Raw genomic sequence first — 17,453 nt, forward strand, 5'->3', positions numbered from 1 at the left:
TTTTTTTTGTTTTTTTTTTTTTTTTTTTTTTTTTTTTTTTTCTAACCCACCCGGCGCCCGGGGGGGGGGCCGGCCCCGCTGGGGGGGGGGCCCCCACCCGCTGCCGCTCCCACACCCTGCACCCCCACCGCCCGAGGACCGCCCGTCATGCGCACCCGCACCCGCCCGCTGCTCGCCCCCCTCGCCCTCGCCACGGCGGCCGTCCTGCCCGCCGCCGCACCCGCCGCCGCCCACGGGGACACCGTCCACCTGGACGTGGCCGGGCAGCGCAACGGCCACGTCAGTGCCGTCGCCACCTGGGAGAACGACCACGACCCGGTCACCGAGGAATTCGCCGGCACGCTCGCCGCGACCGCCGCCGACGGCCGGGCCGTCGGCCCCTGGCGGCTGGTCCCCGTGCCGGGGCAGCCGGGGACGTACACCACCCGGGAGCTGTTGCCCGCCGGGCACTGGAAGGTCGCCGTCGACTGCGCCTTCCCCTCGCTGGGCCACGGCGAGCGCGAACTCGACGTCGAGGCGGCCGCGATCAGCGACCCGGCGCCGCTGGACGCGACCGTCAGCTCCGGGCCGGCCGCCGCCGCGCCCGCCACCGCGCCCGCCACTGCCGCCGCGGCCTCCGTCGGCCGCGCCCCCAGCGCCACCGCCGCGGCACCCGTCCACGACACCACCGACGACGCCACCACCTGGGCCGCCATCGGCACCGCCACCGCGGCCGTCGTCCTGGTCGCCGCCGGCTTCCGGTTGCGCGCCCGGGCGCGACGCTGACGGCCCGGGCCGACGTATCCGGCCGGCGTACCGGAAAGCGGCGGCGCCCGCCGCCCGTCGACCGGCGGCACACCGCCGACGGGAACCGGGCGTGCACCGACGACGTCCCAACGATCACCGGGCGTCACCGGACGTCCGGCCGATCGCAAGGGAGCGACCGCGTATGAGGAAGGTCCTGATCACCGGCGGTGCCGGCTTCATCGGCAGCACCGTGGCCTCGGCCCTGCTCGACCGGGGCATCACCCCGGTCGTCCTGGACGACCTGTCCAGGGGCCGCGCCGAGTTCGTGGAGGACCGCGTCTTCTACGGCGGTGACATCGCCGACGCCGCCCTGCTGGAGCGGATCTTCACCGAGCATCCGGACATCGACGCGACCGTGCACTGCGCGGCCAGGATCGTCGTCCCGGAGTCGGTGGCCAGGCCGCTGTTCTACTACCGGGAGAACGTCGCCAAGACCGTCGAACTCCTCGACGCCCTGCAGCGTCACGGCTGCACCCGGGTGGTCTTCAGCAGCTCCGCCTCGATCTACGCGCCCACCCCGGACGGCCGGGTCGACGAGAGCTCCGCGGTCGAGGCGAACAGCCCGTACGCGCGCACCAAGCTGATGATGGAGCAGGTGCTCCAGGACTGGACCCGGGGCGAGGGCGCCGAACGGCAACGGGTCATCGCCCTGCGGTACTTCAATCCGATCGGTGCCGACCCCCGGCTGCGCACCGGCCTGCAGAACCTCAACCCCAGCCACGCTCTCGGCAAGCTGATCGAGGCGCACACCCACGGCACCCCGTTCACCGTCACCGGCGTGGACTGGGAGACCCGGGACGGCTCCGGCATCCGCGACTACATCCACGTCCAGGACCTCGCGGAGGCGCACGTCGCGGCGCTGCTCCGGTTCGACGAGGTGATCGCCCCCGACGCCGCCGACCGCTACCGGGCGATCAACGTCGGGACGGGCGAGGGCACCACCGTCCGGGAACTGGTCGCCGCCTTCGAGCAGGCCGTCGGCGCCGAGCTGGACGTCCGCGAGGCCGGGCCGCGTCCGGGCGACGTGATCGGCTGCTACGCCTCCGTGGACGCCGCCCGCGAACTGCTCGGCTGGACGCCGAAGCACAGCCTCGCCGAGGGCGTCGCCGACGCGCTGGCCTGGCGCGCCCGATGGGCCGCCCGGCTCGGCGTCAGCTGACCGCCCCCGGCCGCTACTTCACGGCCTCGCCGGACCGCGCCCAGTTGTCGTGCAGGCGATCCAGGTAGGACTGCGCCTGCGCACCGATCTTGACGCCCCGGGCGAACGCGAGCATGTTGCCCGCCCCGGCGTTGTAGCCGAGGGCGAGCAGCTCGTCCTTGTTCAGCGGGGCGCTCACCCGGGCGGGGAGCTGGCCGGCGAGGTCGTGGAGGTGCCAGGCGGCCGCCTGGATCGCCAGGTTGCGGTCGTCCGGCAGCTCCTCCCAGCGGCGGTCGGCGAACGGGCGCCCCGGCTTGGTGTCGTCGAAGGCGGCCCGGTGCATGTTGGCGATGCCGAAGGCGGCGTCGGGCTTGTTGCGCTGCCACGCCCGTTCGAAGTCCGGGTCGTGCGGCTTGTACGCCTCGTTGTAGAGGATCGCCATCAACAGCTGTGGGTTGACCCCGGCCTCTGCGGCGTACTTGCGCACGGGCGCCGCGTAGTCGGCCGGCTCGTAGGCGCCGGAGGGCTTCGACGGCGGCGCGGACGGCGCCGCGGACGACGCGGACGACGCGCCCGGGGCGGCGGTGGACGGTGACGAGGAGGGCGCCGCCGAGGATGCGGCGGGCTCGTGCCCGCCCCCGCGGACGATGCCCCACCCGGCCGCGGCCAGGACGCCGATCACGATCCAGCGCCCCCAGCGCGGCCCCTTCTGCTCCTCGCTCACCGCTGCCGGCCCCTCCCCGTTCGCCCGTCATCCAGTTCGATCGCCGTACGGTCGACCGTGCCTCGCGGGAGGCTCTTCCGGCCCTGTCCGGCCGGCTTCTGCTCCCCGTCGAGGTGGCGCAGGAAGTCCTTCGCCTTCTCGACGCCGGTGTCGATCTGCCCGCTGTACTTGCCGTCCGTGCGGTCGTCGACCACGTCGCCGACCTTCTCCAGACCCTGCCCGAGCACCTCGCTGTGCTCGCGGGCGAGGTCCGTGGCCTTGTCCGCGAGGTTCTTCGGACTCCCCAACATGGTGACGCTCTGCTGCTCCGATGCGTTCCTGTTGGTGTGCCGACGTGGCGGGGATCATGGTCATCCTAACGAGGGCCGGGAAAGGCGGTCCGCCGCCGCGCAACGGCGGCGGGTGACTCTGCTGAAATGGGTTTGTATGCTCCACACCAGCTCCTACAGGCCTGTAGACGGCGGGAATCGCCACGGGACCGGTGGCGTCCCGGCACGAGCGGTGGCGTGGTCGCGCCGCCGCTGCCGAAACGATCGAGGGAAGTGCGCATGGCCGGCCAGCGGGCGAGAACGTCGTACCAGGACGCGGGAACCCGTACCGAGGACCCCGCCGTTCCCGCCCAGCGCTCCCGCGGCGCCGGCGGTGCCGCCGACCCGTCGCGGCAGGGCCGCGTCCAGCGGGGCGCGGCCTCGCGCCGCAGGCAGCAGGCCCGTCGGCGCGGAAGCCTGGTGGCCGCGCTCGCGGCGGTCGGGCTGCCGCTGGTCGGCGGGGTCGCGGACGAGCTGAGCGGCCCCGGGGTCGGCGTCCTGTTCGCGGTCGGCGCGGTGCTCGGCACCGGCATCGCGGCCCTGCTGTGCAGCCGGGGCGGTCGCTGGTGGGTGGTCACCGCCGCCCCGGTGGTGGTGCTGCTCACGGCCTCGGGGGTCGAGTACCTGTCCGATCCCGAGCGGTACCGGGGCAAGGGCCTGGGCACCGGCGCGGTGCGCTGGGTGGTCGGGGCGTTCCCGGTGATGGCGGAGGCGGTGGCCCTCGCGGTGCTGGTGATCGTGGTCCGGGTGGTGCTCGGCCGCCGCAAGCCCGTCGGGGCGGTCGCCCCGAGCGGAAGGGGGCGCCGTGGCTGAGCGCAGCGACCGCCCGCGCGGCCGGGCCTCCCGCCGCGGCTCCGCCCCGCGCCGCAACTCCGCCCCGCTGACCGTGGCCGGCCGCACCCTGGCCTGCACCGTCTCGGTCGCGGTGCTCGGCGCCAGCGGCTTCACCTGGTACGAGTACCGCAGCCTGGACGACGGCATGATCAAGTCCACCGCGCTGGCGGACGCCAAGCGGAACGCCCCGCCGCACCTGGACAAGTCCGTCAACCTGCTGCTGATCGGCCTGGACAGCCGCAAGGACATGGACGGCAACGACCTGCCCAAGCAGTTCGTCGAGGAGGAACTGCACGCCGGCTCCAGCGAGATCGGCGGCTACAACACCAACGCCCTGATCGTGCTGCACATCCCGGCCAACGGGGGCAAGGTCACCGCGCTGTCCGTCCCGCGCGACGACTACGTGCAGACCGTCGGCGCCGACGGCAGGATGCACAAGATCAAGGAGGCCTACGGCATCGCCAAGGAGGCCGCCGAGGCGAAGCTGGCCGGCAAGGGCATGTCCAAGGCCGAACTGGAACGGCAGAGCCGGGAGGCGGGCCGCTCGGCCACCATCCAGACCGTGCAGAGCTTCCTGGACGTCCCGATCGACCACTTCGCCGAGGTCAACCTGATCGGCTTCTACGACATCGCCAAGGCGGTCGAGCCCGTCCAGGTCTGCCTCAACCACCCGGTCGACGATCCGATCATCGCCCGGACCACCACCCACGAGGGCGGCGGCACCGGCCTCAAGCTGCCCGCAGGGATCAGCTCGCTGAACGCCGCCCAGGCGCTGTCCTTCGTCCGTCAGCGCCACCACCTCACCAACGGCGACCTCGACCGCACCCACCGGCAGCAGGCGTTCATCTCCTCGGTCGAGTACCGGCTCAAGCAGCAGGGCATCCTCAACGACTTCGGGCAGATGCAGAAGCTGTTCGGGGTGGTGAAGAAGGACGTCGTGATCGACAACGAGTGGAACGTCCTGGACTTCGCCCAGCAGGCGCCCAACCTCACCGGCGGCAACGTCGAGTTCAACACCCTGCCGATCACCGGTTTCAAGACCGTCGGCGGGCAGGAGGTCAACACCGTCAACCCGGACCTGATCAAGAAGATCGTCCGGCAGCTGTTCAACCGGGACGGGGCACTCACCACCCCGGCTACGGCGCCCGGCCCCGGCCCAAGTCCCGGGGAGACGCCCGCGCCCGCGCCCTCGCCGAGCGCCGCGCCCAGGTCCGTGGTCGACGTCAACTCGGCGGCGGGCGCGGGCGCGGCCGCCACCGAGTCCAAGCTCCTCGTCGCCCTCGGCTACCAGGCGGGCAGGATCGGCGACGCCCCCGCGCGGACCCGCGCCACCACGGTGACCTACGGCAGCGGCGCCAAGGCCGACGCCCAGGCGGTCGCCGCGCGCTACGGCGTGACCGCCGCTGCGTCCTCGGCGGTCGCGGCGGGCCACGTCCTGGTCACCCTCGCCGCCACCCGCACCCCGACCCCCACCCCGGCCGCGCCCTCAGCGGGTGCCCCGGCCCCGGCGGACGGGTCCGCCGACCCGGCCGCCGGGCTGCCGATGCAGGGGCCCGCGGTGAAGGCGGGAGGGATTCCCTGTGTGGACTGAGGCGTGACGGGCGGTCACCGGTCGGGGTGGACGGGCCGGTGACCGCGCCGGACCGGGGGCTCGGGGAGGTCCCGCAGGGTTCGCGACCGAGTACCTCGACGTACACGATCCGGCCGTCGACGACGTCCAGGACCAGGGTGCCCTCCGCGGGCAGCAGCGGCACGCAGCGATGGCCCGGGCCGTACGGCCGTCCGGCCCGATGGGGCTCCGTGCGGAAGTTCTGGCAGAAGTCGTCGCCGCAGCCGCAGTCCGCGACCAGGCGCAGGTCCCCGGCGCCGGCGGCGAGTTCGGCCTCACCCTCCGCTTCCAGGAGTGCCGTCAGCTCCCGGACGAGATCGGGGAAGACCTCGCGGACGAGGGGGTGCCGGTCACGGGCGCGGCGCCTTCTCGCCGTGCACGGCGGTGTACTCGGCGGCCAGCCAGGGGGCCAGGTCGTCGATGAGGACGGCCAGGACGGCGCGGTCGGTGGTGGGCGTGCGGGCGACGGCCGCGGCGAGGCGCATCTGCTCGGCGCGGTCGGGGTAGTGGGCGGCGAAGGCCTCGGCGGACGCGGTGAGGTCGCTGGTCCAGCCGTTCCAGCGGGGCATGACCAGGGTGAAGCCGGTGCGGACGAGTCGGCGGGAGACCGCGCGGCTGAGCGCCGCGAGACCGCCGTCCGGGGCGGCGCCGTGCGGGGCCGAGGCCGCCAGTCGTTCGCGCCAGTGGGGGAGGACGAGCGCGAGGTCGCCGTTGGTCTCCCGGGCGAGCAGGGAGGTCGGGCGGTAGCGGGGGAGCTGCTCGGCGAGGTCCTCGCCGAGCAGTGGGGTGCACAGACAGGCGACGAACCAGCCCAGGTCGTGCCGCTCCAGCTCACTGAGCAGGGTGTCCGCGCCGGACAGGAGCACCCCGACGCCGTCGACCTGCGGAAAGGCCGAGTCGAGGCCGGCCTCCAGGGCGTCGGCCCGGGCGCGGTCCTCCGGAGTGGGTCGGTGGCGCAGGGCGAGCAACAGATCGAGGTCGGAGACGCCTGGGACCGCGGTGCCCCGGGCGATGCTGCCGTACAGGTAGGCGCTGTGCAGCCGCGCGGGGCCGAAGGCGGTGGCGATCCGCTCCCGGGCGGCCTCGACCACCGGGGTGAACTCCGCCGCGACGCGCTCCGGCGAGCCCTCCCGCGCGATGTATCCGTCCTCGTCCAGTCCGTTGCCGATCACGGCGGCACTCTGCCGGTTCGCGGCGTCGGCGGCCACCGATTTGTGCGCGAGGTGACGCCCGGTCGAGGTGTCGGTCGCGCGCGGACGTCCCGCCGCGGCAGGGCCGGCGGCCGTTCAGCCACGCCTGGCGGTGAGCCAGTGGAGGAGGGCCGCGAGGCTGGTGGCAGCTCCGAGCAGGCACACGGCGGTCCAGCCGCCGTGGTCGTAGACGGCGGTGGAGGCGATCGCGCCCGCTCCGCAGCCGACGGAGTAGAGCAGCATGTAGCCCGCGGTCAGGCGGCTCCGGGCCTCCGGGCGGACCTGGTAGAGGAGGTGCTGGTTGATCACGTGCACTGACTGCAGGCCGTAGTCGATCACGACTACGGCGAGCACCAGCCACCACACCGAGTGCGGCAGCAGTGCGGCCGGGAGCCAGGCGGCGAGCATGGCCGACAGGCCGATGCCGGCGGTGCGTTCGGCGCGGCCGCGGCCGCGGTCGGCCTGGCGGCCCGCGCGGCCGGCTCCGAGCGCCCCGGCGGCTCCGGCCAGCCCGAACAGGCCGATCTGGGTGTGGCTGAGTTCGAAGGGCGGTGCGGCGAGCGGGAGGACCATCGGGGTGAGCAGGACGGTGACGGAGGTGAACGTGAGCAGGGCGAGTACCGCCCGGACGCGCAGCACCCGTTCGGCGGCGAAGAGTGTGAACACCGAGCCGACCAGCCGCAGGTAGCGGATCCGCCCGCCGGGACCGCGGCGCTCGGGCGGAAGGGCGGCGGCGACGGCGAAGGCCATGGCGCCGGTCGCGACGGCGGAGGCGAGGTAGACGGCGCGCCAGCCGGCCAGGTCGCCGATCGTTCCGGCGACGGTGCGGGCGAGCAGGATGCCGACCACGATGCCGCCGGTGACGGTGCCGACCACGCGGCCCTGGTCGCCGGGTGCGGCGAGCGAGGCGGAGTGGGCGACGACGACCTGGGCGACCACCGCGAGGACGCCGACGGCGGCCATCGCGGCGAGCAGCAGCGGAGCGGAGGGAGCGGCGGCGACGACGGTGAGGGCGAGCACCGAGAGCGCGAGCTGGGCGGTGGTCAGGGCACGGCGGTCGACGTGGTCGCCGAGCGGGACGAGCAGCAGCAGGCCGAGGGCGTAGCCGGCCTGGGTGAAGGTGCCGACCAGTCCGATGGCGGCCGGGGCGATGCCGTAGTCCCGGGCGATCAGGTCCAGCAGCGGCTGCGAGTAGTAGACGTTGGCGACGGCGAGGCCGCAGGTGACGGAGAGCAGCCAGACGACGGCCGGCGACAGGCCGCGGGCCGGCGGTGCCGTGGGCTCGGCGTCGGCGTCGGCGCCGGTGGCAGGGGCGGGAGGGGTCATGGGCGGACTCCCTTGCAGGACGGCAGTGGTTTCAAAGTGCTACCGCGTCACCCTGGCATATTCTGGTTTCAATAAGCAACCGCAAGTCGGCGGTACGCTGAGCGCCGATCGGCTGAAAGGTGGGACGAAGTGCCGAAACGCACCACGCACGAGGAGTCGGCCTGTCCGGTCGCCCGCCCGCTCGACGTGGTCGGCGACGGCTGGACGCTGCTGATCGTTCGTGACGCCTTCGACGGATTGCGCCGCTTCGGGCAGTTCCAGAAGAACCTGGGGCTGGCCAAGAACATCCTGTCGGCCCGACTGGCCAACCTGGTCGCCACCGGCGTGTTCGAGCTCGCCCCCGCCGCCGACGGCAGTTCCTACCAGGAGTACGTGCTCACCGAGAAGGGACGGGCCCTCTTTCCGGTGATCACCGCTCTGCGGCAGTGGGGCGACCAGTGGTTCTTCGCCGAGGGTGAGCCCCGGGCCCGGCTGGTCGACCGCGCGTCCGGCGCGCCGGTCGCCCCGGTGGAGGTGCGTGCCGCGGACGGGCGGGTGCTGGGACCGGAGGACGCGAAGGTGCTGCTGCCCTGAGACGCGCCGCCGCCACCGACCGGCGGAGCGGACGGTGGCGGCGGGGAGCCGGGCCGGGCCCGGGTCAGGGCGTGCCCTCGGTCGTGGTCGGGGCGGTGGAGCCGGCGCTCGTCACGGCCCTGCTGCTCGGCGGCTGAGCGGGCGTCGAGCCGGCGGTGGACGTCGTGGACGTGGACGTCGAGCCGGAGGAGGGGTTGTTCCTCGTCGAGGTGCTCTGTGAGGGTTTGCCCGCGCTGGTCGAGGAGGTGGCCGAGGTCGAGCCCGTCTCGGTGGAGGCCCCGGAGGAGGTCGCAGCGGACGAGGCGGCGCCCGAGGACGTCGCCCCGGAGGACTTCGCGCCCGACGAGGCGCCCGACGAGGTGGCGCCCGACGAGGTGGCGCCCGACGAGGCGGCGCCCGGCGACGTCGCGCCCGAGGACGTGCCCCCGGAAGAGGTCGCACCCGAGGGCGTCGCGCCGGAGGAGGTGGCACCCGAGGACCTCGCGCCCGAGGGGGTGGCACCCGAAGTGCTCGGCGAGCCGGACCGGGACGAGGTCCTGCCGGAGGTCGGGGCCGTCGCCGCCGGGCCGGTCGGCTTCCACGGGCCGGGCGGCGGGATGCCCGGGACCAGCGGGCCCCTCGGCTGGTCGACGTGCTGGTCCACCACGTCGATCCGCCCGGTCAGCCGGACGAACCAGCCGCCCGTCTCGACGTTCACCAGGGTGATCTCGGTGACCGGCTTCGGCGTCGGCACCACGACGATCAGCGAGCTCGGCTGGAAGCCCGTCCAGGCCTTCCCGGTGTACTTGGCGTTGCTCACCAGCACCGGCGGCTTCAGCGGGTTGCCGCAGGAGCACCGGACCCGGGGCACGCCATGGGCGTCCACCAGGACGGCGGTGCCCGCCTGCAGCACCGACTGGTACTCGACCACGGCGCCGCTCTTGTAGCTGTGGTTGGTCACCCGGGTGTCCACCCGCAGGTACGCCGAGGTCAGGGAGCGCAGGTAGGACGGGATGTCGGACTGCTGGATCCCGGCCGCCGAGGCCCAGGCCCGGCCGGAGTCACCGCTGCTGACCATGCCGATCAGCCGCTCGGTGTCACAGCTGGGCTTGTTCATCGTCCCGCCGTACAGTCCCGCCGAGCCGCCCTCCACGCTGTGCAGGACGGCCGGGGAGCTGCTGTTCGCCGAACCGCCCGGCTGGGCCGGGGCACTGGTGGGCGAGGGGCTGGGCGCGGGAGCGCTCATGCCCTGGGTTTCCACCGAAGGGGTGAAGGGGGCGGGTCCCGGATCGGCCGGGCTCTGCAGGGCGACCTCGTTGGCGCTCGGAATGGCCTCGTTCTTGCCGCCCTGGTTGTTGACGACCAGCAGCGTGGCCACCACGGCCGCCACCAGTACCGCCGCGGCCGCCGCCAGGCCCTTCCCCGAGCGCCACCACGGTCGGCGCGGGCCTCGGCCGCCCGCGCCGGCGGAGGAGGACCCGGACGGGCCCGAGGGCGGCGGAGGTCCGGCCGCGCCGCCACCCGACGGCGGACCGGCCAGCGGGCCGGACGGGGGACCGGAGGGCGGGCCGTAGGGCGGCTCGCTCGGCGGGCCGGAGGGGGGCGGTTGGGAACTCATCGAGGCTCCGTTTCGCAGGCGGCCGGTGCGAACGGCCGGAACGGGAAGCTCCTGCCACTGGGTTCCATTTCCCCCCGGTACCCCGTTCGCCGCAACAGCAGGTGCCGCCGTCGTCGCCGAGCGTGCCCGGCCGTGGTCGGTCACCCTGGGAACGGACCGGGTCCGCTCGAACAGAGGGAGGCGGCATGAACCAGCCCACCACCGGGGCCGCCGGCCCGCCCGGAGCCGTCCGCGGCTGGCTGGACGCGCTCGCGGTCGTGCTGGCCGGGCTCGTCGCGATGGCGGCGGTGGCCGCGCTCGGACTCTGGCTGGCCGGCGCCGACGACCTTCCGGAGGGCGGCTTCCCACCCGTGCTCGCAGCGACGCTGGCGCTGGCCGTCGGCGGATCCGTCCAACTCGACGGAGGGGCGGGCAGCTTCGCCGCCGTGGACGCCGGGATCGACGCGATGCCGCTGAGCGTGTCGTTGGTCGGCGCCGTCGTGATGGCCGAGGTGTTCCTGCGTCAACTGCGCTTCCGCGCGGTCGCCGGGGGTGGTGAACTGCTCGGCCGGATCGCCCGGACGGTGGTGCTCTGGCTGATCGCCCTGGTGGTGATCACCGTCACCGCCAAGCACACCTTCGTGATCCAGCTCGGCGGCAGCCTGGCGCAGACCATCGGCGGTGTGCTCGGGCTCACCCCCGAGGTCGGCTTCCACGCGGACGGCCCCACCACGATCGGCATCGGGCTGGCCTGGCTGCTGCTGGTGCTCGCGGCCGTCTTCGCGGTGTCCCGTCGGGCGCCGCTGCCGGCCGGCCTGCTGCGCTACCAACTCGCCGTCCGCCCGGCCGCGTTCGCGCTGTGGATGGTGCTGCTGGCGTACGTGGTGATCGGCGTGGTCGCCGGGATCGTGACCGCGATCACCCACGACGACCCCCGGCAGATCCTGGCCGTGGTGCTGCTCGCCCTGCCCAATCTGGTCTGGCTGGCCTTCGGCATCGGACTCGGCGCCGTCTGGCACGGACGGCTGGTCGGCGCGCTCGGCCTGCCCGTGCCCGAATCGCTCAGCGCGGTGCTGCGCGCCCCCGGCGGGCAGGAGGCGACCATCGACATCGGCACTCTGGCCGGGCACGACGGGCGCGTCTGGTGGCTGCTGCCGGTGGCCGCCGTGCTGCTGCTCGCCGCCGCCTTCCTGGCCGCCCACCGTTCCTCGCGCACCGTCCGGCTCTGGCAGCACGCCGTCCGCTTCGCCGTGGCCACCGCCGTCACCGTGCTGCTGGTCGGCCTGTGGACCCGGATGGACGCCGACTACGGGCTGTCCGTGCTGGGCGTGGGCCTCGGCCAGGGCGGGCTGGGGGACCTGCTCGGGGCCGTTCTCGGCGGCAGCAACCCGGTGTCGTCACTGGGCAGCGGCAGCCTGACGCTGCGCCCCGACCTGTGGCCGTCGGTGCCGCTGGCGGCGGGCTGGGGGCTCGTGACCGGGCTGATCGGGGCGCTGCTCGCCTCACGGGTGCGGCGGCGCGGCGAGGTCGCCCGGGACGCGGGCGGCTGAGCACCTGCCGGGCGGGAACGCGCGGCCCGGGCCTCAGACCGCCTCGGCGATCAGGACGACCGCCGCCGGGACGGCCTGGGTCAGGGCGCCGCGCCACAGCTTCGGCTCCGAGACGAACAGGGTGGTCCCGCCGGCCACCATGAAGGCCGCGACGTACAGGATGACCGGCCGCCCCGACCGGGCGTGCCCGGTGTGCAGCAGGACCAGCCCCGCGACCAGGCCGAGGGCCAGGAACAGGTTGTAGAAGCCGACGTTGAAGCGCCACAGCCGGACCTCCGGGGCGTCCGCCGTGTTGCCGGTGAGCAGGTAGCGCACCCGTGGGTGCCCGTACAGGTAGCTCTCCAGCGGCCAGACCACGAGGTGGATGGCGGCGGCGAGCATGGCGAAGACCTGGCTCACACCGTTCATGGTCGACGGCTCCCTAACGGTCCCGGGACGGAGGGTGGACGGCCGGCCCGGCCCAGGCGGGCGGATCCGGTACGGGGGCCGGGGCGCCGGGGGCCCGGGCGACGGCGGGGACGACCCGGGTGGCCGGTCCGCCGCCGCTCCACGGCGCGGGAGCGGAGGCCGCCCGCAGTTCGGCGACGAACTGCAGACAGCTCGGGTACCGGTCCCCGGGCGCCTTGGCGAGGGCGCGGGCGACCACCGCCCCGACCGCCTCCGGGAGGTCGGGCCGCTGCTCGCGCAGTTCGGGCGGCGGGTCGTTGAGGTGCGCCCAGAGCAGGGCGAGGTCACTCTCCCGGCGGAACAGCGGGGCGCCCGCCAGCAGCTCGAAGACCACACAGCCGAGGCTGTACTGGTCGCAGCGCCCGTCCAGCGGCTTGCCGGAGATCTGCTCGGGCGCGGCGTAGTCCAGCGTCCCGACGATCTGCCCGACGCTGGTCAGCCCGCTGAGCGAGAGGGACTTCTTGGTCAGCCCGAAGTCCGCCAGGTACAGGTGCTCGGGGTGCTCGCTGTCCGTGCCGGCGGCGACCAGGACGTTGCCCGGCTTGACGTCCCGGTGCACCAGACCGTGGTCGTGCGCGGCGTCCAGCGCGGAGGCGATCTGCAGCGCCAGCCGGGTGGCGCGCTCGATCGGCAGCGGGCCGTCCCGGTTGATCAGGGCCCGCAGGTCGCCGCCGTCGACGAAGCGCATCGCCAGGTAGAGGATGCCGTCGTGCTCCCCGGCCTCGAACACCGGGACGATGTGCGGGTGGTCGATCCCCGCGGCCGCCTCGGACTCGTGCATGAAGCGCTTCCGGAACACCTCGTTGCGGGCCAGCTCGGGGGCCAGCAGCTTGACGGCGACGGTCCGGCCGAGCCGCAGGTCCTTGGCCCGGTAGACCACGGCCATCCCGCCGCGCCCGATCTCCTTCTCCAGCCGGTAGCCGGCCACTTGCCGCCCGACCAGGCCGGCCGGCAGGCTCGGCGCCGGGGGCGGCTCGGCGGGGATCACGGCTCACCGGTCCGGGTGGGGGCGTACGAGCCGGGCGCGGGCGTCGCCGTGGGGGCAGCCTCCGTGGAGGTCTTCGCGGAAGCCTCCACGGACGCCGTCGGAGCCGCCGTCGCCGCCCCCCGGGGCGCCGCGGGCACCGGGGAGACCGGCGTGGACACCGGTGCGGGCGGCGGCCGGTCGGTGGCCGCGTAGGTCTGCAGCTGCAGCCCGTCGCAGTAGCACCAGCGGTCGTGCACCGGGTCGAACACCCAGAGCGCCTCGCCGTCCGCGACGAGGCCGATCCGCTGGCCGCGGGTCCGGGCCCGGAAGGCCTCCAGGTCCAGCGTGCCCGCCGCGAGGTCCTCCAGCAGGGCGCGGTGCCGGGCGAGCGCCGTCTCGGCCTCGGCGAGCGCGGGGCGCGGGTCGGCGGTGCGGGCGGGCGGGCCGCCCGCGGCGGGCGGCGGCTGGGGCAGCGCGACCAGCAGCCGGCCGTCCACCCAGGCGGTCCAGCCGTTGGAGCAGAGGATCTGCGCCCAGTCGCCCTGCCGGGCGATCAGCCGCACCGGGAGCAGCGGGTCGAGCCGGGCGGACGGCCGTGCCGGGTCCGGGGCCGTCCAGGTCGCCATGCCGTCGGGCGGGGCGACGTGGGTGGGGCGGAACGCGAACTCGTCCATGGGCGGGTGGATTCCCTCCGCCGCGCGAGCCGGGCCGGTGGCCGGAGCCGGCGGCCGGGGCTGCGTGCGGCACTGTCACCGCAGGTCGTTTTCCACTCTACCGGCGGCGGCCGGGGCGGCTACTTGCGCATGATCGTCGGCTCGCGCCGCCGCAGCAGGGCGAGAACCGCCAGCCCGTACGCCACCGCGAGGACCAGCAGGGCGGCCAGGTCGATCAGCCAGCCGGTGCGCTCGTGGCGGAACATCGGGTCCTCGGTGATCGGGCTGGGCACGATGAGCCGGTTCAGGTCGACGGTGCTGGCCATGGCGGCCAGGCCCCACCGGGACGGGATCAGCCAGGCGAACTGCTCCAGTCCGGGTACGCCGTGCAGCTTGAGCATCAGGCCGCTGAAGACGACCTGGATGATCGCGAGGAGCACCAGCAGCGGCATGGTGGTCTCCTCCTTGCCGACGAACGCGGAGACCACCAGACCGAGCACCATCGACGTGAAGGCGAGCAGCGCGATCGCGACGATCAGTTCGGGCAGCTGGGGCATCAGCACGCCGCTGGTCACCGGTGGCGGGGCGTTCGGCCGCGGCTGCGCGGTGAGCGTGACCCCGGCCAGGCCGACCACGGTCAGCAGGACGGACTGGGCCACCGTGACGAGGCCGAGCACCACCACCTTCGAGGCCAGGTACGCCGATCTCGACAGCCCGACCACGCGTTCCCGCCGGTAGATCGCGCGCTCCTTGACCACCTCGCGCACCGCGTTGGCCGAGCCGATCAGCACACCGCCGAGGCAGAGCGTCAGCAGGCAGTTGATGGCGTTCTCGTCGGTGAGCCGGGAGCCGGCCATCACCCGGCACATCAGGCCGATGAGGAACGGCAGGACGACCATCACGGTGAGGAACAGCCGGTCGGCGGCGAGCACCGCGGCGTAGCGGCGCACCAGGGTGCCCAGCTGGGTGAACCAGCTCTGCGGTTTCTCCCGGCCGATCACGGGGGCGGAGGCCTGCGGTGGCTGCGCCGGGTGCGCCGCTTCGGCCGTCACGTACCGCCGGTACTGCGGCGAGGCGCGGAACCGCTGCTGGCACACCCCCTCCGAGTCGCTCTCGAAGACCTCGAAGGCCTCCGGCCACTCCTGCTCGCCGAAGTACTCCAGCGCCTCGGTCGGCGGACCGTAGTAGGCCGTCCGGCCACCCGGGGCCAGCACCAGCAGGCGGTCGCAGACGTTGAGGCTCAGCACGCTGTGCGTCACCACGACCACCGTGCGGCCGTCGTCGGCCAGTCCGCGCAGCATCCGCATCACCGAGCGCTCCATGCCCGGGTCCAGGCCGGAGGTCGGCTCGTCGAGGAAGAGCAGCGAGGGCTTGGTGAGCAGTTCCAGCGCGATGCTGACCCGCTTGCGCTGGCCGCCGGAGAGGCTGGCGATCACCTGCTGGTCCCGCTCCTCCAGCCCCAGTTCACGGATCACCTCGCGGACCCGGGCCTCGCGCTCCTCCCGCGCGGTGTCGCCGGGGAAGCGCAGCTCGGCGGCGTAGGACAGGGCGCGGTGGACGGTCAGCTGGGTGTGCAGGATGTCGTCCTGCGGGACGAGGCCGATCCGGCGGCGCAGCTCGGCGTAGTCGTGGTACAGGTCGCGGCCGTCGTACAGCACGGTCCCCTCGTCGGCGGGGCGCAGCCCGGTGAGTGCGTTGAGCAGCGTGGACTTGCCGGCGCCGCTCGGGCCGGCCACCGCGAGCAGCGTCCTCTCGGTGAGCGGGAAGCCCACGTCGTCCAGCAGCACCCGCTGGTCCGGGCCGACCCGTACGACCAGGTGCTGCACGTCCAGGGAGACCTCGCCGGTGTCGTCGTACTCGACCAGCCGGCCGTCGACCAGGCAGAACTCGCAGTGGCCGATGCCGACGATGTCGGCCGGGCTCATCGGGGCGCGCCGCACCGGGCGGCCGTTGAGGTAGGTGCCGTTGTGGCTGTCCAGGTCGACGATCTCGTGGCCGCCGCCCGGCAGCTCGCGCAGTTCGGCGTGGTGCCGGGAGACCAGCAGGTCGTCCAGCACCAGGTCGTTGTCGGGTGCCCGGCCGATCCTCACCGTCGGGCCGGGCAGCTCCATGACGGCGCTCGGGCTGCGGAAGACGCTGGAACTCTGCGGGGCGAGCAGGGTCGGGTGCTCGGCGGCCGCCGGGTCGGCGGCGGGGGCGGGCAGGCCGGCGAAGGTCGCGGACGGGCCGGTGGCCGGATCGCCGAAGCGCAGCCTGGTGCCCGGGCCGACGTCCTCGCGGTCGACCCGGCGGCCCTCGTCGTAGGTGCCGTTGGTGCTGCCGACGTCCTCCAGCAGCCAGTGACCCTCGGTGGTGCGCAGCACCGCGTGGTGCCAGGAGACCCGGGGGTCGTCCAGCACGATCTCACTGGTCGGGTCGCGGCCCAGATGGTAGGCCCGGGTCGGGTCGATCAGCCGGGAGTCGCGGTCGGTGACCAGGACGAGGGGCGGCGCGGTGGGCGCGCCGGTGCGCTCTCCCATGCAGCGAATTCTATCGTCGGGCGCAGCCGTCGTGCTTCGCGAACGGCCTCGCCGGATGGTGACATTGGACTGGACCACGGCCCCGGCGCGGCCCTGTCGTCCGGCGTGCCCGCCCCCGAGTGCAGGGATGCGGGTGCTGCGCCTCGGGCTGATGGACACGGTGCTCGCGGACCGCGCCGTATCCGTCGTGCTCTGCTTCGGCCGCCCACTGGACGAGGACCGGTTCGCCGCCGGACCGGCCCTCGCCCTGGACCGGGTGCCGGGGTTCGCCGGACGGCTGCGCGCCGACGGGGACGCGCCGCGGGCGGTCTGCGACGACTCCGGCGTGCCGCTGGACATCCACACCGCGGACGGCGCCCTCGCCGAGGCGACGGGCCGGATCGCGCGGCTGTCGCCACTCGTGGCGCCGCACTCCAAGCCGGGAACAACCTCTCTTGCGGGCAAGTAAGTTGATTCATCATCCGAAAATGGACGGTCACCGTCGGCCGCTGGTAGCGTCCGGCCGTACCTCAGCTCCTCCGCTCCTCCGCTGAGCCCTTCCCGGCGAGCCGAAAGGCGCGTACGACGTGACTGCGCACAACGCTGCACCGCACGACGCGGCACCGAACGATCCGACCCGGACCGGTCGGCAGGTCACCGTCCGCTTCGCCGCGACGACCGGCGGCTCCGGCCCGCTCACCCGCGGCCAGGTCGACATGATCCGGCGCATCCGGCGCGAGGCCCCCGAGCAGATCAACAAGGAGTCCGTCTGGCCCGTTCCGCCCGGCGCCACGCTCGCCGCCGGCCTGGACGCGCTGCGCCTGCTGGTCGAGCGGCACGAGTCGCTGCGGACCTCGTTCCCGCCCGGCTTCGACCCGGACGGCTTCCCGGACAGCCAGGTGGTGCACGGGAGCGGCCGGTTCGCCGTCACCGTCGTCGAGGCGGGGGGCCTGGACGATCGCGAACTCGATGAACTGGCTGCCGAGTCGGGGAAGAGCGACGTCGCCGTTCCGGTGCGGCTCGCGGCCGTCCCGCGAATCCGCTTCACCCTGCTCGCCGACGGGCCGGAGCTGCTCCGGCTGGTCGCCGTGGTGTGCCACGCGGGCGCGGACGGCGCCGCAACCGCCCTGCTGATCCAGGACTGGTACGCCCTCGCCGCCGGGAAGGAGCTGCCGCCCGTCACCGCTCCGACCCCGATCCAGATCGCCGCCGCCGAGCGCAGCCCGTAGGGCCGCCGCAAGGTGACCGGCGCCCTGCGGCACTGGGCCCGGATC

General features: G+C 74.2%; 17 protein-coding genes. 8 read left to right on the forward strand and 9 right to left on the reverse strand.

What is annotated here, in order from left to right; translation table 11 throughout:
• Window positions 1-147 precede the first annotated feature (147 nt).
• Window positions 148-765, forward strand: a complete 618-nt coding sequence (locus ACFV1W_RS33905; protein ID WP_380421098.1) for a hypothetical protein — start codon at window positions 148-150, stop codon at window positions 763-765.
• A 163-nt stretch (window positions 766-928) separates the two neighbouring features.
• Entirely contained in the window at window positions 929-1,945 is a 1,017-nt protein-coding gene (gene galE, locus ACFV1W_RS33910) for a UDP-glucose 4-epimerase GalE (RefSeq protein ID WP_380421099.1), read from the forward strand.
• 13 nt (window positions 1,946-1,958) lie between these two features.
• On the opposite strand, the gene ACFV1W_RS33915 is transcribed toward galE, so the two are convergent.
• Together ACFV1W_RS33915 and ACFV1W_RS33920 are read right to left on the reverse strand one after the other, a co-directional pair.
• The gene (locus ACFV1W_RS33915; protein ID WP_380421100.1) at window positions 1,959-2,648 is read right to left on the reverse strand and encodes a lytic transglycosylase domain-containing protein; all 690 of its coding nucleotides are present in this window, start codon (window positions 2,646-2,648) and stop codon (window positions 1,959-1,961) included.
• The gene (locus ACFV1W_RS33920) at window positions 2,645-2,938 is read right to left on the reverse strand and encodes an antitoxin (RefSeq protein WP_380421101.1); all 294 of its coding nucleotides are present in this window, start codon (window positions 2,936-2,938) and stop codon (window positions 2,645-2,647) included. Before ACFV1W_RS33920 ends, ACFV1W_RS33915 begins: the two co-directional genes overlap by 4 nt.
• Before the next feature lie 258 nt (window positions 2,939-3,196).
• Here ACFV1W_RS33920 and ACFV1W_RS33925 point away from each other — a divergent pair, with 258 nt between their 5' ends.
• Together ACFV1W_RS33925 and ACFV1W_RS33930 are read left to right on the forward strand one after the other, a co-directional pair.
• Window positions 3,197-3,769 (forward strand): DUF6542 domain-containing protein, encoded by a 573-nt coding sequence (locus ACFV1W_RS33925; protein ID WP_380421102.1) that lies wholly within the window; start codon window positions 3,197-3,199, stop codon window positions 3,767-3,769.
• Entirely contained in the window at window positions 3,762-5,381 is a 1,620-nt protein-coding gene (locus tag ACFV1W_RS33930) for an LCP family protein (protein ID WP_380421103.1), read from the forward strand. The genes ACFV1W_RS33925 and ACFV1W_RS33930 overlap by 8 nt, the downstream gene beginning before the upstream one ends.
• 368 nt (window positions 5,382-5,749) lie before the next feature.
• On the opposite strand, the gene ACFV1W_RS33935 is transcribed toward ACFV1W_RS33930, so the two are convergent.
• Complete coding sequence (locus tag ACFV1W_RS33935; protein ID WP_380421104.1) at window positions 5,750-6,571, reverse strand: nucleotidyltransferase domain-containing protein; 822 nt, start codon at window positions 6,569-6,571, stop codon at window positions 5,750-5,752.
• Window positions 6,572-6,685: 114 nt separating this feature from the next.
• Window positions 6,686-7,915 (reverse strand): MFS transporter, encoded by a 1,230-nt coding sequence (locus ACFV1W_RS33940; protein ID WP_380421105.1) that lies wholly within the window; start codon window positions 7,913-7,915, stop codon window positions 6,686-6,688.
• 129 nt (window positions 7,916-8,044) lie between these two features.
• Between ACFV1W_RS33940 and ACFV1W_RS33945 the strand changes: the two genes are divergently transcribed.
• Window positions 8,045-8,488 (forward strand): winged helix-turn-helix transcriptional regulator, encoded by a 444-nt coding sequence (locus ACFV1W_RS33945; protein WP_380421106.1) that lies wholly within the window; start codon window positions 8,045-8,047, stop codon window positions 8,486-8,488.
• 64 nt (window positions 8,489-8,552) lie between these two features.
• Here ACFV1W_RS33945 and ACFV1W_RS33950 read toward each other — a convergent pair whose 3' ends face one another.
• A complete protein-coding gene (locus tag ACFV1W_RS33950) occupies window positions 8,553-10,085 on the reverse strand; it encodes a DUF6777 domain-containing protein (protein ID WP_380421107.1) in 1,533 nt (510 codons plus the stop codon).
• Between the two features lie 185 nt (window positions 10,086-10,270).
• Between ACFV1W_RS33950 and ACFV1W_RS33955 the strand changes: the two genes are divergently transcribed.
• Window positions 10,271-11,614 carry a streptophobe family protein gene (locus tag ACFV1W_RS33955; RefSeq protein WP_380421108.1) on the forward strand — a complete coding sequence of 448 codons (1,344 nt, stop codon included), beginning with the start codon at window positions 10,271-10,273 and terminating at the stop codon, window positions 11,612-11,614.
• Between the two features lie 33 nt (window positions 11,615-11,647).
• On the opposite strand, the gene ACFV1W_RS33960 is transcribed toward ACFV1W_RS33955, so the two are convergent.
• From ACFV1W_RS33960 to ACFV1W_RS33975, 4 genes are all read right to left on the reverse strand, one after another.
• The gene (locus ACFV1W_RS33960; RefSeq protein WP_380421109.1) at window positions 11,648-12,022 is read right to left on the reverse strand and encodes a DUF1304 domain-containing protein; all 375 of its coding nucleotides are present in this window, start codon (window positions 12,020-12,022) and stop codon (window positions 11,648-11,650) included.
• A 13-nt stretch (window positions 12,023-12,035) separates the two neighbouring features.
• Window positions 12,036-13,046 (reverse strand): serine/threonine-protein kinase, encoded by a 1,011-nt coding sequence (locus ACFV1W_RS33965; protein ID WP_380421130.1) that lies wholly within the window; start codon window positions 13,044-13,046, stop codon window positions 12,036-12,038.
• The gene (locus ACFV1W_RS33970) at window positions 13,046-13,702 is read right to left on the reverse strand and encodes a hypothetical protein (RefSeq protein WP_380421110.1); all 657 of its coding nucleotides are present in this window, start codon (window positions 13,700-13,702) and stop codon (window positions 13,046-13,048) included. The genes ACFV1W_RS33965 and ACFV1W_RS33970 overlap by 1 nt, the downstream gene beginning before the upstream one ends.
• 119 nt (window positions 13,703-13,821) lie before the next feature.
• Entirely contained in the window at window positions 13,822-16,200 is a 2,379-nt protein-coding gene (locus ACFV1W_RS33975; RefSeq protein ID WP_380421111.1) for an FHA domain-containing protein, read from the reverse strand.
• Window positions 16,201-16,327: 127 nt separating this feature from the next.
• Here ACFV1W_RS33975 and ACFV1W_RS33980 point away from each other — a divergent pair, with 127 nt between their 5' ends.
• Both ACFV1W_RS33980 and ACFV1W_RS33985 read left to right on the forward strand, forming a co-directional pair.
• Window positions 16,328-16,648 carry a hypothetical protein gene (locus ACFV1W_RS33980; protein WP_380421112.1) on the forward strand — a complete coding sequence of 107 codons (321 nt, stop codon included), beginning with the start codon at window positions 16,328-16,330 and terminating at the stop codon, window positions 16,646-16,648.
• 118 nt (window positions 16,649-16,766) lie between these two features.
• Window positions 16,767-17,408 (forward strand): hypothetical protein, encoded by a 642-nt coding sequence (locus ACFV1W_RS33985; RefSeq protein ID WP_380421113.1) that lies wholly within the window; start codon window positions 16,767-16,769, stop codon window positions 17,406-17,408.
• Window positions 17,409-17,453 lie beyond the last annotated feature (45 nt).

Origin of the sequence: Kitasatospora sp. NPDC059648, assembly GCF_042734825.1 — a bacterium.
Lineage (GTDB): Bacteria > Actinomycetota > Actinomycetes > Streptomycetales > Streptomycetaceae > Kitasatospora.